General features: G+C 47.6%; 15 protein-coding genes. 4 read left to right on the forward strand and 11 right to left on the reverse strand.

Going from position 1 to position 15646, the window contains the following annotated elements:
- Nucleotides 1-61: 61 nt before the first annotated feature.
- Entirely contained in the window at nucleotides 62-1129 is a 1068-nt protein-coding gene (locus A3773_RS00885; protein WP_067981759.1) for a nucleoid-associated protein, read from the forward strand.
- Nucleotides 1130-1162: 33 nt separating this feature from the next.
- Here the strand turns inward: A3773_RS00885 and A3773_RS00890 are convergent, their stop codons facing one another.
- Nucleotides 1163-2092 (reverse strand): AEC family transporter, encoded by a 930-nt coding sequence (locus A3773_RS00890; protein WP_067981761.1) that lies wholly within the window; start codon nucleotides 2090-2092, stop codon nucleotides 1163-1165.
- Between the two features lie 244 nt (nucleotides 2093-2336).
- On the opposite strand from A3773_RS00890, the gene A3773_RS00895 reads away from it, so the two are divergent.
- The 3 genes from A3773_RS00895 (at nucleotide 2337) to A3773_RS00905 (ending at nucleotide 4489) form a co-directional block, all read left to right on the forward strand.
- Nucleotides 2337-2642 carry a hypothetical protein gene (locus tag A3773_RS00895; protein WP_067863713.1) on the forward strand — a complete coding sequence of 102 codons (306 nt, stop codon included), beginning with the start codon at nucleotides 2337-2339 and terminating at the stop codon, nucleotides 2640-2642.
- Nucleotides 2643-2771: 129 nt separating this feature from the next.
- A complete protein-coding gene (locus tag A3773_RS00900; protein ID WP_067981763.1) occupies nucleotides 2772-3974 on the forward strand; it encodes an EAL and HDOD domain-containing protein in 1203 nt (400 codons plus the stop codon).
- Between the two features lie 128 nt (nucleotides 3975-4102).
- Nucleotides 4103-4489 (forward strand): hypothetical protein, encoded by a 387-nt coding sequence (locus tag A3773_RS00905; protein WP_067981765.1) that lies wholly within the window; start codon nucleotides 4103-4105, stop codon nucleotides 4487-4489.
- A 16-nt stretch (nucleotides 4490-4505) separates the two neighbouring features.
- Here the strand turns inward: A3773_RS00905 and A3773_RS00910 are convergent, their stop codons facing one another.
- From A3773_RS00910 to hybE, 10 genes are read right to left on the reverse strand one after another with little or no spacing between them, the layout of a single operon-like run.
- Nucleotides 4506-6251 (reverse strand): hydrogenase maturation protein, encoded by a 1746-nt coding sequence (locus A3773_RS00910; RefSeq protein ID WP_067981768.1) that lies wholly within the window; start codon nucleotides 6249-6251, stop codon nucleotides 4506-4508.
- Nucleotides 6251-7327 carry a hydrogenase expression/formation protein HypE gene (gene hypE, locus A3773_RS00915; protein WP_067981771.1) on the reverse strand — a complete coding sequence of 359 codons (1077 nt, stop codon included), beginning with the start codon at nucleotides 7325-7327 and terminating at the stop codon, nucleotides 6251-6253. The genes A3773_RS00910 and hypE overlap by 1 nt, the downstream gene beginning before the upstream one ends.
- A gap of 27 nt (nucleotides 7328-7354) precedes the next feature.
- Nucleotides 7355-8512, reverse strand: a complete 1158-nt coding sequence (gene hypD, locus A3773_RS00920) for a hydrogenase formation protein HypD (RefSeq protein ID WP_067981774.1) — start codon at nucleotides 8510-8512, stop codon at nucleotides 7355-7357.
- Nucleotides 8509-8757: a HypC/HybG/HupF family hydrogenase formation chaperone gene (locus tag A3773_RS00925; RefSeq protein WP_067981782.1), complete on the reverse strand. Its 249-nt coding sequence runs from the start codon at nucleotides 8755-8757 to the stop codon at nucleotides 8509-8511. The genes hypD and A3773_RS00925 overlap by 4 nt, the downstream gene beginning before the upstream one ends.
- Nucleotides 8748-11195 (reverse strand): carbamoyltransferase HypF, encoded by a 2448-nt coding sequence (hypF, locus tag A3773_RS00930; protein ID WP_075109446.1) that lies wholly within the window; start codon nucleotides 11193-11195, stop codon nucleotides 8748-8750. Before hypF ends, A3773_RS00925 begins: the two co-directional genes overlap by 10 nt.
- Before the next feature lie 34 nt (nucleotides 11196-11229).
- The gene (locus tag A3773_RS00935; protein ID WP_067981784.1) at nucleotides 11230-12684 is read right to left on the reverse strand and encodes a sigma-54-dependent transcriptional regulator; all 1455 of its coding nucleotides are present in this window, start codon (nucleotides 12682-12684) and stop codon (nucleotides 11230-11232) included.
- 1 nt (nucleotide 12685) lies between these two features.
- Complete coding sequence (gene hypB, locus A3773_RS00940; RefSeq protein WP_067981787.1) at nucleotides 12686-13564, reverse strand: hydrogenase nickel incorporation protein HypB; 879 nt, start codon at nucleotides 13562-13564, stop codon at nucleotides 12686-12688.
- Nucleotides 13565-13566: 2 nt separating this feature from the next.
- On the reverse strand, nucleotides 13567-13908 hold the full coding sequence (hypA, locus tag A3773_RS00945; protein WP_067981791.1) for a hydrogenase maturation nickel metallochaperone HypA: 342 nt from the start codon (nucleotides 13906-13908) through the stop codon (nucleotides 13567-13569).
- Nucleotides 13909-13912: 4 nt separating this feature from the next.
- Nucleotides 13913-15094 (reverse strand): nickel-dependent hydrogenase large subunit, encoded by a 1182-nt coding sequence (locus A3773_RS00950; protein ID WP_067981793.1) that lies wholly within the window; start codon nucleotides 15092-15094, stop codon nucleotides 13913-13915.
- On the reverse strand, nucleotides 15094-15645 hold the full coding sequence (hybE, locus tag A3773_RS00955; protein ID WP_082800507.1) for a [NiFe]-hydrogenase assembly chaperone HybE: 552 nt from the start codon (nucleotides 15643-15645) through the stop codon (nucleotides 15094-15096). Before hybE ends, A3773_RS00950 begins: the two co-directional genes overlap by 1 nt.
- Nucleotide 15646 lies beyond the last annotated feature (1 nt).

Raw genomic sequence — 15646 nt, forward strand, 5'->3', positions numbered from 1 at the left:
CAGAGTTTTAAATACAATCTCCCCTTTACACTCTCTTTACCGAATAACACTTGAGGTCATTATGGAACTGAAACACTTGGCAATTCGTGAACTGGTTAAGGAATCGGAAGAATCCCCGGCACGGATTACCGACCGTGGAGGCATTATCCCCACCGCCTCTCCGATCGCAACCCAGCTGTTTGAGACCCTAAATTCAGCCTTTAGCCGTCGTTCCAGTTTAACCCACGGCTCCTTTAATACAGACGATGAAACGAGTTACCCGTTTATCTCAGCCTTTGAAGAGTTTGTTAGCCAAACCTGGGACGAAACTGTATTTTCCACCTTAGTGGATAAAAGCATGTCACAGTTGGCGGCGGCGATTAACAACCCATCAGCACACAATGCCAATGGCGGCTATGTTCTTTTCTCTCTGTATGCCAGTGACCGTTATGAATATTTACTGATCGCGCTTGTCCGCGACAAAGCCAGTATAGGTTTTGATAATGATCTCCATCCCACAGAGGTAATGGAGGTCAATCTTGACCAGCTACACCAAGCCGCACGCATTAATATCAGCACGTTCCGCAAAAAACAGGATAGCTACCTCAGCTTTATTGGCAGCAAAGAGAAAGGCGAAATCACCCACTTTTTCTCAACCGCTTTCGGTTGTACCGATGTAACACCGTCGCGTAAATCCACCGGTGAGCTCATCCGCGCCACCCGTGACTTCTGCAATAAAAACAATATGAGCGATCGTAAAGAAGAGGTCGTGGACGATGTCGTCAGCTACTTATCACGCCAACGTTCAGAGAAAGAATCGGCCAATCTGAATGAGATAGAAAATCTATTCGATGCCTACATTCCACCCGAGCAAGCCGAAACCGCAGCGGGCACGTTTGGCAAGTTTGCCAACAAAGGTCCCTACAACGTCAGCCAAGAGTTCCAACCACACACCAGTACAATCAACCGCTTTGCCAAACTAAAGGTTAAAGCCGATAACTGGAGTGTCGATTTTACCAAACGCAACTTTGGCGAGCTTAACTCAGGTAAAGATATTGAATTTGACGAAGATAATAGCCGTATCATTATCAATCGCCTCCCCAGCAAAGTGATTAACCAACTGCGTGAAGCGCTCGAACAAGAAGAGTAATCACCGCACATGATGTAATGGGGGCGTCCTCCGTTACATCATCCACCCGACCCACAACGATACACTCACAATCGATGCTAATGTGGACAACACAACGGTAAGTGAGGTCTCCTTCTCTTTCACGTCATAACGCAGCGCCATCACATGCGCCAACGCACCGGTCGGTAAGGCGGCCAAGAACACCGCCGCTAATAACCAATTATGATCCGTCAGGCCCGCCATCCGAAAGATCGCTAAGGTCAACAAGGGATGGATAAACAGCTTAACAACCACCAGCCATACTAATTCAATTTTACTTTGCTGCAGGGCTTTAAATTCAAGACTTGCGCCTAAACAGAAGAGAGCAACAGGCACGGTAGCCGGCGCTAACATATTTAATGCATCCACAATGATGGTGGGAAATTCAAGTGACAGTCCTGAGACCAAAACACCAAAAAACGTCGCTAAAAAGATAGGACTACGCAATAACGACTTATCTAAAATGGCCAAAAATTGTTTAAACCCTTTTCCTTCCTGACGATGGCTCTCAATCAAAAACTGAGTTCCACCAATCTGAAACAGATTACCTAACAAGATAATACTAACCATCGCCCCATAGGCCGCTTCACCTAACAGGCCGAAGACAAGGGGAATCCCCATATAGGCATAGTTAGAAAACGTTCCATTTAAGGCCCGAAAAATAAGCACTTCCCGATCACGCTCTTTAAACAGAACCACACAACCCACCCCCGCAATCAGTGCCGTCAGCGCAGCGGCCAAAAGGAACGCGAGTAGATAATACGGTTGGAACAAACTATCCAGAGAGAGCTTATATACCGAGTTAAACAACAGCGCAGGGACCGCGAAATAATACACAAAGGTATTAAGGGGAACCAACGAGTGCCCAGCCATGACTGTGCGCTTACCTAGATAACCAAGTCCTATCAAGAAAAATAGGGAAAGGATCGTTTCGATGCCAGCCATAGACCTATACTACTCAGATTCATAAATTAGGGGGGGACAATTAGATCAATTTGTCTAACGAAGGTCTAGACATCATTCCGTAATAGCCCTTTATTATGCTTGCCCAAGGGGCATTAATTTGAGCGCTTTACGCCCTAGTAATATTTTTTTGTGCAGTGCAACAAAATAGTGTTGACTTGATTAAAAAACAGACTAGAATAGAATCCATATTGTGCATCGCACAAGAACCTTAAGGAGAATTAAAATGACAAACCCAGTTGATTTTCAGAAATCTTTCGATGCCCTTCAGTCTCTAATGAACTTGCAGGCTGCAGCTATCACTAAATCTATCGAGCAGCAGAAAAAGTCTGGCGAGCAGTTAACGTCTTTCTTTAAAACTGAAGCTGAGAAAGCTAAAGAGCTTAAAACACCTGAAGAGCTTATCAAGTTCAACATGGAAGCGAACAAAGCGCTTTTTGAACTGCTTAAAGGACAAGGTGAAGCATTCACGTCTATCGCAAATGAAACACGCGAAGCGGCTATGACTGAGCTACAATCTATTGCTAAGTAATTTTTAGCGTACGAAAAAAACCGAGCAATGCTCGGTTTTTTTTTTTGCTTTCTTCTTGTCAGCCCCATCAATCAACTGTAACGTCATTACGATAGAAATAGTTTTATTTTAGCTGTATGAGGCGTACCTGTGCTTGAACAGATTCTACTGGCGAGACAACCGATTCTCGATACAAACTGTGAAACGGTCGGTTATGAATTACTGTACCGAGACGCAAAAGGTTGCCCACCGGATGAGTTCTTTAACGCCACAGCAGCAACCTGCCAAGTATTAATCAACGCATACACCGGTATTTTGCAACGCGGTAACGTACGTACCCTTCCCGCGTTCATGAATATCAATGAAGAACTGCTGTTCCATGAGCTACCTAGTTTTGCCGCCGATAATGTGGTCTTAGAAATTACTGAAGATGTACCTATTAACGACAAAACCAGCGCACAAATTAGACGCCTATCTGATGCCGGCTTTAAAATCGCCTTAGATGATTTTATCTGGAAAGATGAATTTGCAGCGATTATGGATGTGGTCGATATCGTTAAAATCGATGTATTAGCACTTAAAGGCAAAACGCTTTTCCATACCCTAGAAAAGTTAACCGCTTATAATGTCACCCTGCTCGCTGAAAAAGTCGAAACGTTGGCCGAATTTCATCGTTTCCGTAAACTGGGATTTGCTTTATTTCAGGGCTATTTCTTTGCGATGCCTCAGGTCATCGAAGGTAAACCTATCAGTGGTAATGAGTTAACCATGATAGAGTTGCTAGCCGAATTAGGCAACCCCGATGCGACACCTCAAGGGCTTGAGAAGATCATATCTAAAGACCCACACTTGGCCGTACGCCTATTGAAGATTGTTAATTCAGCGACCTTTTCATTACAACGCTCTATTTCCACCATTAATGAAGCCGTTGTACTGTTGGGCTTTGCCGAATTAAAACGCTGGGCGGTCGTCGTATCGCTTTCCGGTACATTAGATATTCCGGATGAGCTTTGTCGTGAGCTACTTATCCGCGCAAAAATGTGTGAGCTCATTGCCCCTCACTACCATGCGGAAGCCGGTTTAGGGTTCTTAATCGGTATCCTGTCAGGCGTTGATACTCTGCTCTCTATTCCCATGGAAGATATTAGTCTCCATATTCCCCTAAGCGATGCGGTCAACGATGCATTATTGCACCGTGAAGGCGAATTAGGTTTGATGCTTAACGATGTTATCAGTTTCTCTCGTTATGAGTGGGATAAGCTCTCCCCCCTTACCGATGAGCAAACCTTATTGAAAGCCCAGTCGGAATCGATCCAATGGACAATCAATAGCCAAAAAGCAGCTTTTAACTAGCTGAAAACCCTTGAATAATAGGCCTCAAGCGCCCTCCAGCATAAAACTACCATTAATCTCACTATACCTTCTGGCATATCTGTCCTACAGTTAACGTATATGATTTATACTTTAGACAGGACGTCATCATGAGCATTTTTGTCACAAGCCTTGGCGCAACTGACAATGAAATTTGCGCTCCTATATGTCAGTCGATACTTGATCAAATGAACCCTAAAGGGTTCCGGTTTAGAGGTATTCCTGCGGTAGAATCGCAGATTGTTCTCAATAAAAATCAGGTCGGTTTCACATTAATTAGCTGCCACCTCCGTACCACTCCCGTGATATTTGGTTTCGATGAGGTGAATCACTTTTTAGATATGTATAAGCAAAAAAGAAAAATTACAAAGCGTTTACACAGCAAAGTTAAAGAGAAACTGGACGAACTTGATCAACTCGCCACAGCGGAGTGTATCCACAGTCCAAGCTGTGCACATTGTGTTATCTCCTCCGTTAGCCGTGAGCTGTTCTCATAAGCCGCTCGCAGGCTGATCAACCACACTTCAACCGACGATGTGAGGCAAGGTAGCTCGGCGTCCTCGCCTTAGGGAGCTTTTCTACAAAGTGATACCGAGCCACATGATAGCTGGGATCAAATCCAAAAAAGTTTAACTTCATTTGCTCCAGTTCTTCACGACGGTAGTGCGCTAGAGGTTTTAGCGTCTCATCCTGCTTGCGCTGTACATTTTTCAGCGCCAACTGATCTGCAAAGCCAGCACTACACGAGAGCTGTACCGCTTCTGCTTTTATTTTCTCCACAAACCCATCCCGCGTTTCATCACAACAGAGATCAATAAGCCCTTTAGCTTCCGCCTCCCGTGCGGACAGTGGCAAACGGGTGTGCATCAACTCGGCCGCTGCTTCCACGCCTACCCGTTTCGGTAAGAGATAGGTCCAATACTCCGAACCATATAGATTCCCCATGGATTTATAGTGTGGATTAAAGATCACCGGATGACGGGCAAACACTTTATCCGCCGCTAAGGCCATAAACACCCCACCCGCGCCAGCATTGCCACGCATCGCGACTAACACCATCTGCTCGGGCGAGTTGATAATCTCCAAACAGAGGTCATTCATCGCATTGATATTACGCCACGACTCTTGTGCGGGGCTCTCTGCCGCTTCAATTTGGTTAAGGTGAATACCGTTCGACCAGTACTCCTCTCCCCCCATGAGTACTAACACATTAATATTACGCTGTTTCGCGTTAGCGACCGCCTGTTGTAAACGCTGGCACTGCTGGGTATCCATAGCACCATTGTAGAAATCAAAATACAGATAGCCTACCTGCGCCTCCTCTCTGTACCTTATTTCCTGCCATGTTTCCCCTAGGGGGACAACCTCAGGCGCCAGTGGCAACTCCGCCACACGTAACGCCTCAGGCGCTGAGGTTAGCTGATCATGTAACAGCGCAGCGGCAGGCCGTTTAAAGCCAAACGCCTCACCTTTAGGCTCGACTAGCCTTAAATGCGTTACCCAAATTGCCCCATCCAATGTAGCAAAACAGATCGCGCCATCACGCGTTGCAATAATCGACCCTGGATCCGCCTCAACCGGTTGATTAAGCTGGGTCTCAACAATGCCGTTATAAAGGTAATACCCTTTACCAGCAATTGACTCCTTTACCCCGGGTTGTGAATCCGCCGCTCTAATCTTCCTTAAAATAATCTCGCTGCTATCCCGCTGCCAATCAATACGGCGCTCATCTTGGGTCATTAAACAGTGCCACTGCCCTTTAATATCAGGCTGCGCATAATTCAACGGTTGGGGCGTATAGGTTCCGGATTCGATACGTGCCAACGTTAGCTTAACCGCCGCTAACGCCCCATCGGTAATCTCATTCCGATACAAACTGCTTTTAGAGGCGGCACGCATAGGAAACTCGACACTGGCCCAAATATCACCCGCATCCATCTCTGCTACCGCTTCAATACAGGTCACGCCCCAGCTGGATCTATTTTCCATCATTGCCCAATCAACCGACGAGGGGCCACGATCGCCCTTAATACCGGGATGCACAATAATACAGCGATGATGACGCCAGATCGTTTCGGGTATAGCGCGCTTAAGAAAAGGTGCCAAAATAAGCTCCGGTTTAAAAAGCTCAACCGCCTGTTCTGCCACCGCATCATTAATATCAAACTCAATCGAAACTTGATGCCCCAATTGACGTAGTTCGACAAACAACCGTTGCGTTAGACTATTAAAACCATGGGTCAAAAATAAAATACGCATTAACAGATCCTCGGTAGCTGCTCGCCATTGATCCAATCAACCATACGGTTGCCACCAAACGCTGTCTGCATCTGCACAAATTGCAGATCATCTTCAATCACATCACCAATAATGGCAGCATCCATACCTTTCGGATGTGCGCGCATCACCGCCAGTAGCTGTTCCGCTTTAGCTGCTGGACAAAACGCCACCAGCTTGCCCTCGTTCGCGACAAAGAGCGGGTCTAAGCCTAAAAACTCACACGCGGCTTTAACTTGGGGCTTAACAGGAATTTCTGTCTCATAGACCTGCATACCGACCTTGGATTGCTGGGCGATCTCATTTAACGTAGCAGATAGGCCTCCCCTGGTTGGGTCTCTCAAACAGTGGATATCAGGTACAACCTCCACCATCGCGGCGACAAGATCATTTAATGACTGCGTGTCCGACTCAATGGTGGTTTCAAAGGTCAGATTTTCACGCAACGACATAATGGCAACCCCATGATCGCCAAGGCTACCGGAAACAATTATTTTATCCCCCGCCGTCACACGATCAGCCCCCATCGATACGCCCTCCGGCACTACGCCGATACCGGTCGTCGTGATAAAACAGCCATCACCTTTGCCCCGTTCAACAACTTTGGTATCTCCCGTCACAATATAGACCCCAGCCTCCTCCGCAGCGACGGCCATTGAGGTTACAATCGCCTGCAAATCGGCCAGAGGGTAACCCTCCTCTAAAATAAAACCCGCTGAGAGATATTTAGGCACAGCCCCTGACATAGCAACATCGTTCACGGTGCCATGTACCGACAAACACCCTATATCACCACCAGGGAAAAACAGAGGCGATATCACATGACTATCGGTAGCCATTACAACCCGACCCGCAGGTAACTGAAAGCATGCCTGATCATTCATCTCATCCAACCACGGGTTAGAAAAGGCATTTAAAAATAGCTCATCGATCAGTTGCGCCATGGCTTTACCGCCACTGCCATGCACCATCTCGACCTTACCTTTACTTAGATCAAGTGTGTGCGAGTAATGCCGTTTATTCCCATCGGTGCTATCGGTTCTACTTTGCTCAGTCATCTTTTTATTCTCGTATTATTCTTATCGTTAGGCCGCGGGATGGGATTGGTCGGTAGCAAAAGTTCGCTCTTGGTAGCGGCCATAACTGTAATACGCGGCACACGCCCCTTCACTGGACACCATGCAAGAGCCCAGAGGGTTCTCAGGAGTACAGGGGTCACCAAATAGGGTGCAATCACGGGGCGATTTAACCCCCCGTAAAATGGCTCCGCACTCACATGATTTATTTTCACGAGTGCTGCGATAATTCACAATAAAGCGTTTTTCAGCATCAAATTCGGACAGGGAATCCTTTATTTTTAACGCACTATAGGGCACCACACCTAAGCCCCGCCATTCAAACGAGCGTCTTAATTCGAAGGTATCCGCAACCACTTGTTTTGCTCGACTGTTGCCCATGTACGTCACCGCACGGGAAAACTCATTCTCAACCTCGGCACGTCCCTCATTTATCTGGCGTACCAACATTAAAATGGCCTGTAACACATCGAGGGGTTCAAACCCCGCGATCACGACAGGTTTCTGGTACTCTTCGGCAAAGTAGTGGTAAGGCTGTGAACCGATTACCGTACTCACATGGGCTGGACCAACAAAACCATCTAACGGCAACACCCCCAGCTCTCTGACTTCTGGCGACTCAAGAATGTTGCTAATCGCTGCGGGGGTTAAAACATGGTTACAGTAAACCGTGAAATTTTTAAGGCCGAGCTTTTTCGCTTGGTTGATCACCAATGCGGTAGGCGGTGTTGTGGTTTCAAACCCAATCGCAAAGAAAACCACCTCTTTCTCTGGGTTCTCTTGTGCTATTCGCAAGGCATCCATACATGAATAAACCATGCGTACATCAGCCCCTTCCGCTTTCGCTTTAAGCAAACTTCGCTTTCTTGAACCCGGCACACGTAACATATCGCCATAGGAGCACAACGTGACCCCATGGGTGACCGCAAGCTCAATCGCCGCATCAAGTCGTGGGATAGGTAACACACATACCGGACAACCCGGGCCATGAATCATTTTTACATTATCAGGGAGCAGATCAGGGATGCCATAGCGGAAAATCGCATGTGTATGGCCCCCACAAAACTCCATGAAGTGATACGCTCGCTCAGGCGTTGCTTCAGCACAGATTTTAGCAGCGATCTCGCGAGCTAAACCGCCGTCTCGGTATTCATCAACGTACTTCATTGGGCGGCCTCAATGATATCCTGTTGACTCAACGCATCCAGCTCAGCAAATAACGCGAGTGTACGCTCAGCTTCGTCGGGATCAATTTTATTCAACGCGTAACCTACATGCATAATGACAAAGTCTCCCACCGCTAAATCGGCAATTAATGCCACGTTGATCTCTTTTCTTACGCCACCGATATCAGCCATGGCTGTTTCATCACCCAAAATCTCTTCTATTCGTACAGGGATCGCTAAACACATCGTTTTATCTCCGCTGAATTAACCGCGCTGTCACTGACGACCTGACCCACATGGTTACAGGTCTGCAACTGTGTATTATTTTTATTAAGACTATTCTGATCAAAGGATGCGCTTTTTTTCACCTCCATCTCGAGTGCAATGTGCGCTTGTCCCAACGCAATACCGCCATCATTACAGGGCAGCTTTTCGGCGCAATAAAGGTCAATATTGTTAGCCTGAAGCTGTCTTGTTACCCCGTCCGTTAACAGCGCATTCAAAAAGCACCCTCCCGCCAGCACGACCTTAGTCACCGCTGTCCGTTGACTCTGTCCACTGATCCACCGAGCTAACCCATCGATCAACTGTTGATGAAAAAGTGCTGCGCCGTAACCCGCATCCTCACAATCGGAGATGGCGGCTAACAAGGGAGCACAATTGAGGTTGCCATCAACGCTTTCAATCAGCGGAGAGGCCTCCGGCCAAGGGTGATTTTGAAGGTAGGTATACGCTAATGACTCAAGCATCATGGCCGCTTGGGCTTCATACTGATTGGTCGTCGTAATGCCGAGTAACCCTGCCACGGTATCAAAAAGACGTCCCGCACTGGTGGTGGTTGGGCAGTTGAGTTGTTTATCAAGTAGCTGACCGATAAGGTCTGCCCCCGGTTGATCAGCAAAGCGTTGCGAGATCTCTTCACCTCGCCCCAAATCGTACAGCGCGGCGGCGGCCATGCGCCAAGGCTCCTTAGCTGCCCGTTCGCCCCCGGGGAGTGTCAGCGGTGACAAATGAGCCAACCGTGTAAACTCACCCTGATGAACATAGAGCAGCTCACCGCCCCAGAGCTCACCCTCCAATCCTAACCCAAACCCATCTAAGGCAACGCCTAAGACGGGTGTCTTAATCTGATGCTCCGCTACCACCGAGGCGATGTGGGCATGGTGGTGTTGTACCTTGATCAAAGGAATCGAGTGTTCTTGGCTGTAATGCTCGGCAAACTGTGTACTGTAAAAATCAGGATGGAGGTCAGACACGACGAGGTCCGGCTTAATACCTAAGAGGGATGTTAAATGCTCAACCGTCGTATGCAGTGCGCGACAGCATTCAGGGTTATCTAAATCACCCATATATTGCGACACATAAGCACGATCACCTTTTGTTAAACATAAGGTATTTTTAAAAAATGAACCGACCGCAAGCACCGATTTATCTACGGCAGAAAACCCATAAGATAACGGTATAAATTGTGGAGAAAGACCTCGGCCACGCCTAATTAAACGGGGTTTCTCCCCAACAGCACTCACAACCGAATCATCACAGCGCACATAAATATCCCGATTATGCAGCAAAAAACCATCTGCAATACCGGTTAATTCAGTCAACGCTTTTTGGTTATCAATCAGCAACGGATTACCACAGCGGTTAGCGCTGGTCATGACTAATAACAGTGCCTGCGGTTGATCTAACCATTTCAGGCCCGTAGGTTCACCGGCCGCTTTATGAAAAAGAAGATGGTGTACAGGAGAATGGGGCAACATAACCCCCATCCAAGCCAACTGCGGCGCGAGCACTTTAGATAATGTAGACGATTGATTCTCTTTTATTGGGCACAGAACAATCGGTGCATCCATCGCCTGTAAGCGCTGGGTTCGCTCAACAGTCAAATCAATATAAGGGGCTAATGAGGCGGGGTTTGCTGCCATAATAGCAAACGGCTTTTGGCCTCTCTGTTTGAGTACCCTTAATCGTTTTACTGCTTCATCGTTACGGCCATCACAGGCTAAATGAAAACCGCCGATCCCTTTAATCGCGACAATCCCTCCCCTATTAATCACCTCTAAGGTCTCGGCGATCGGATCAATGGATGCCTGCTTTTCCCCTTTTGCATTGTGAAAAAAGAGTGTGGGGCCGCAGGTTGCACAAGCATTCGGTTGCGCATGGAAACGTCGATTATCAGCCGCTTTATACTCATCTAAACAGGGCTGACAAAAGGCGAAATCAGCCATCGTCGTATGTTTACGGTCATAAGGTAGGGCTTTGATCAAACTGTATCGTGGGCCGCAGTGGGTACAGTTAATAAAAGGGTAACGATAACGTCGGTTATGAGGGTCAAAGAGCTCGGCTAGGCACTCGCGACATACCGCCGCATCCGGTGTAACGCCAAGATCCAGTGCGCCGGTTTCACTCGTTTTAATCGAAAAGTCGGTTAGGGTCGGCACTACTTGGGCCGGAGTCATATCAATGGTCTCAATCAACGACATCGAAGGCTGTTCATCCAGCAGCCGTTGTTTGAATTGCGTTAAAACCGCCGTCTCCGCTTGCGCATGAATAACCACACCTTGGGGGCCATTTTTAACAAAACCACAGACCCCTAACCGTGCCGCCAAGTTATACACAAAAGGGCGAAAGCCAACCCCTTGGACCTGACCTTTAACACGAAGGTTGTATGCTGAGATGCTCATAACGCCCCTCCCCCTACGTCTACTAAATCACACACTAATGAAAGTCTTTATTCAGGCCATAACGTTCCAGTTTAGAACGTAGCCCAACACGGGATAATCCTAATTCCCGCGACGCTTGGCTTTTGTTCCAGCGGTGGCGGATCAGCGTTTCCCGTAAAATTCGTTTTTCTAGACTCTCTATGCGCTCTTTTAACGAACCATCCAACCCCGCTAGCACTTCAGTTTCCTGTGTTTCCTCGCGCGGTGCCGCACGTAATACCCGTGGACTTAATAGATTCGCAGACAGCCACTCACTTTCTGATAATACGAGCATTCGCCGCACCTCATTTTGCAACTCTCGCACATTACCCGGCCAGCAATATTGGCTCATGCAGTTGAGCGTTTCCTCGGTGAAACCTTTAACCGGCTTATCAAACTCCACCATGGCTTTGGCCAAAAAGCAGTCGGCAAGCACTGGGATATCGACCACCCTTTTTTCGAGTGCTGGCAGTTCCAGTGTGACTTCAGCAAGACGAAAATAAAGGTCTTGCCGAAAGCGCCCTGCCCTTACCTCCTCTTCGAGGTCTCGGTTAGTGGATGCGATAATCCGCACATCTATTTTTCGACGTTGATGCTCCCCTAGTCTACGAACCTCTCGCTCTTGAAGCACACGTAAAAGTTTGACTTGGAAAGAGGGGCTAATCTCACCAATTTCATCGAGGAAGATGGTCCCGCCATCCGCTTGCTCAAACAGACCTATATGGTCCATGATCGCTCCCGTAAAGGAGCCTTTCTTATGGCCAAACAGTTCGGACGCTAAAAGCTCATCGGGCATTGCACCACAGTTTTCCACCACAAAGGGCCGTTCAGCGCGCAAACTGTTGTAATGTAACGCGCGAGCGAACAGCTCTTTACCTGCCCCAGACGGGCCGGTTATCAATACCGAAACATCATAAGGTGAAATTTTCGCCGCCTGATCACATAGTTGATTGAGTGGGCTTTGTTTGTGCCGGCGGATCTCATCTAATTGAAAGGCTTGTTGCAGACGCTGTTTTTTCTGCTCGATATTCTTCTCAGCTTGATCACTGGTGAGCCGCATCTCCATCGCCAAGAGCTCATTTTCATTTTGCAGCGCAAACAGGCGACAGGCCCCACGCATAATCAACAATAGATTATCCGGGTGCCAAGGTTTGGTAATATATTGCAGGATACCCGCCTCGTTAAGGCCTCGGATAATATCTTCGGAATCCGTATAACCGGATAAGATAAGCCGCGCGGTTTGAGGCCATTTTTGACGGACCTCCGTTAAAAACTCAACCCCCGTTTTTCCCGGCATTCGCTGATCACATAAGATCGCTTGTACCTCATGCTGCGCTAACAGGGCCATTGCTTGATCCGCATCAGACGCGGTGAGCACATCAAACTCTTCATCAAGGGTACGTTCTAATGTTTCTAAAGAACGGATCTCATCATCCACACAGAGCACGGTGGGTCGCTTTAGTAACTGCATATTAGAGTAACGCCTTAAACTGGTTGATTTCAGTTTCTAAGGCATCGATACGCTGTTTAATCATGGCCTGACGCTTGTGCTCTAACCACTCAACCCAGACCGCCATGCCTTCACCGCTTTTGGCTGATAACTGTATCACCTCAATGGATGGGTTTACCTGCTTGGCATAAGCGATACATTTATCTACGTCGAAATCCAGATAGGGTAATAGGTCTGTTTTATTTAGAACCATAAGGTCCGCAGCATAAAACATATCAGGGTACTTGAGCGGCTTATCCTCACCTTCAGTCACGGAAAGAATGGCCACCTTATGCGCCTCGCCTAAATCAAAGGCGGCGGGACAGACTAAATTACCTACATTTTCGATAAAGAGGATCCCCCCTTGAAAGGCGGTCAGATTATCAAGGGCGTGCCCGACCATGTGCGCATCTAAATGACAGCCTTTACCTGTATTCACTTGAATGGCAGGGACACCGGTTTCACGAATACGCTCAGCATCGTTCGCCGTCTGTTGATCACCTTCGATCACCGCCACATGACGGTCGCCTTTGATCTGTTGGATAGTCTCCGTTAACAGTGTGGTTTTACCTGAACCGGGGCTGGAAACAAGGTTCAACGCAAAGATACTTTGCGCTTCAAACCGTGCTCGATTAAGCCCTGCATAACGATCATTTTTACCCAAAATATCCTGTTCAATCTGCACCATCCGACTTTGACTCATGCCTGCTACATGGGCATGTGCAGGACCTTGACCAAAATCTAGATCATCGCCCTGTTGTACAATCATCTGCTCACTCTCATCAGCATGAGGATGGGCGTGCTCATGAGCTGGACCTTCAATCTTTACATCACCTTCGCTACAGCCACAAACGGTACACATAACTATTCAACCTCCAGCTCTTTAATTCTCATCTCATCCCCCTGAACCACTTGTAACTGATAGCTGCCACAATCGACACAACTATCATAGCGTTCAGTAATCGGGACGTTTTTAAGGCACTGCATACAAAATGCCTCACCTTTTATTTTTATTATATTAAGTACGGCACCTTCCGCTAAGGTATCGCGCGTAACGGCCTCAAAACAGAAGCTCAATGCCTCCGTTTCGATCATGGCTAAAGGGCCTATTTCTAACCATACCGTTTTAACTCGGGTATAGCATTGCGCTTTAGCTTGATCTTCCAGTACCTGAACAATCCCTTCCGCTATCGACATTTCATGCATATTTTTATTCTTCTATTTGTATGTCATAGGCCACACACGGGTCTATTGCTAAAATCATCTTTTCCAGCAATAACATTAAACGCTCCTTTGGAACAATAACCCCTTTCAGCATACTAACCAAACTCCCTTGGGGATGAAAATTCCACTCCGTCGGTGCGATAATCTGATACTGCTTTACATTAGTTGCAACATCGTGGCTCAACTCAACGCGATGAACAAGGTCACCCCTCGCGGCCTGAACTTTGATTAAACCCGGCGCTAGCTGGGTGATTAAAAGGTGATTCTGCTCACGAATTACGCGTCTAATTTTGTCCGGTATGCTCTCCAATTCATTAATCACCGCCAACACCCGTAGTGTCAAAGGGTGAGCCCCTAAAGCTCGCCCTTGCTTCACCAATGAAAGATTACAATTACGTGTCCATACACTGGTTTCTACTGGCTGCCACTGACCCTCCACGTAAAGGTCAGGCTGAGCACAAAAAGTACGACTATCCGCACCCTGTAAGCGCTCAATTAACGACTCAGCAGAGAGCTGTAAAGGAGACGCAGGGTGCCCTAATTTAATCGGTGCAAATGTCTGGTTTAAATGACTAACCAGCTGCGGGATCGGCCCTGACGTACGCTGATTTAATAAGTAGCGTGTGCAGAACTGACTTAACGGCTGTAACACCTGATCGAGCACACGGAGAATAGGCTCATAATCAAACCCCGCCTCAACCACCGGTTTAGAGGAGGTATGTAAGCCTAGACACCAGCTTAACGCCCCGTACGCTTGCTTAATGGTGGTCATTAGTTGGGCAAGATCAATCACTTGTAGATCATCTAACCAATCACTAGACAGGCGTAAACAGAGCTCTTGGGCGGTCTCTAAATACACCAACACATTTCGAGCAATCAGAGCCGGTTGAGGTACAGTGACCGCTTGAAGCGACTCAAACGCGCTCAAGCCTGCAATCAACTGGGCATTACGGCAAAGTGAAAAAAGGAGTGGGTGAAGCTGGCACACTGTTTGGGGTGATTTGCCGATAAACAAACCCGTTAAGCCTTGTGGCCGAGAAGAGGTAATCTGCAAGTCTTTAATATAACCGTCAGCATAATCAACCTTCACCGTTAAGCGACCCGCAATATCCACATGGCCTAGGGTTTCTCCCTGATGAGCCTGATCATTCATATTAGACAAGGGCATTACCGCTCACTTTCATTGCAAAAACCTGCGGTTAAGAACCCTCGACGGCTCACCACATGATGGTTCGCAACCTTAGACGACTGTTCAGCAGCATCGGTTTGCTGACGCGCCGTCTCTGCCCGCTTCGCCTGTTGTAAATCCGTTAAGCTTTGATGTTCCGCCTTAAACAGCGCGGTTAACACTTCACGGGCGGTGCTCAACGCCGTCTCTTGCTCGTTGAAGACTAACATCGGCGAAAAGAGCGAACAGCTGAGGTAGTGACCTAAGGTTTCATCCCATGCGCTGATAAATTCATAGATGCCAGAGGGGAATGTAAACATCACTTTATCCCCTTCCTTAACCCTAAGCTCACCTTTAGGCAGTAACATGAGGTTCATACACCAGGGGGTGATGAGCACACCCATCACATAACCCTCTGGGTTAATCTCATCAGTCACGTCGAAACCGAGGGTATCTACCCTCAACACAGGGTTAAAAATCGGTAGCGACGACATGTTTATGGCTACCTTTTCAAACTGCTGTTTTATTTGATCTGCGCTAATCAGCATCATA

It is taken from the genome of Neptuniibacter pectenicola (assembly GCF_001597735.1).
Taxonomy (GTDB): domain Bacteria; phylum Pseudomonadota; class Gammaproteobacteria; order Pseudomonadales; family Balneatricaceae; genus Neptuniibacter; species Neptuniibacter pectenicola.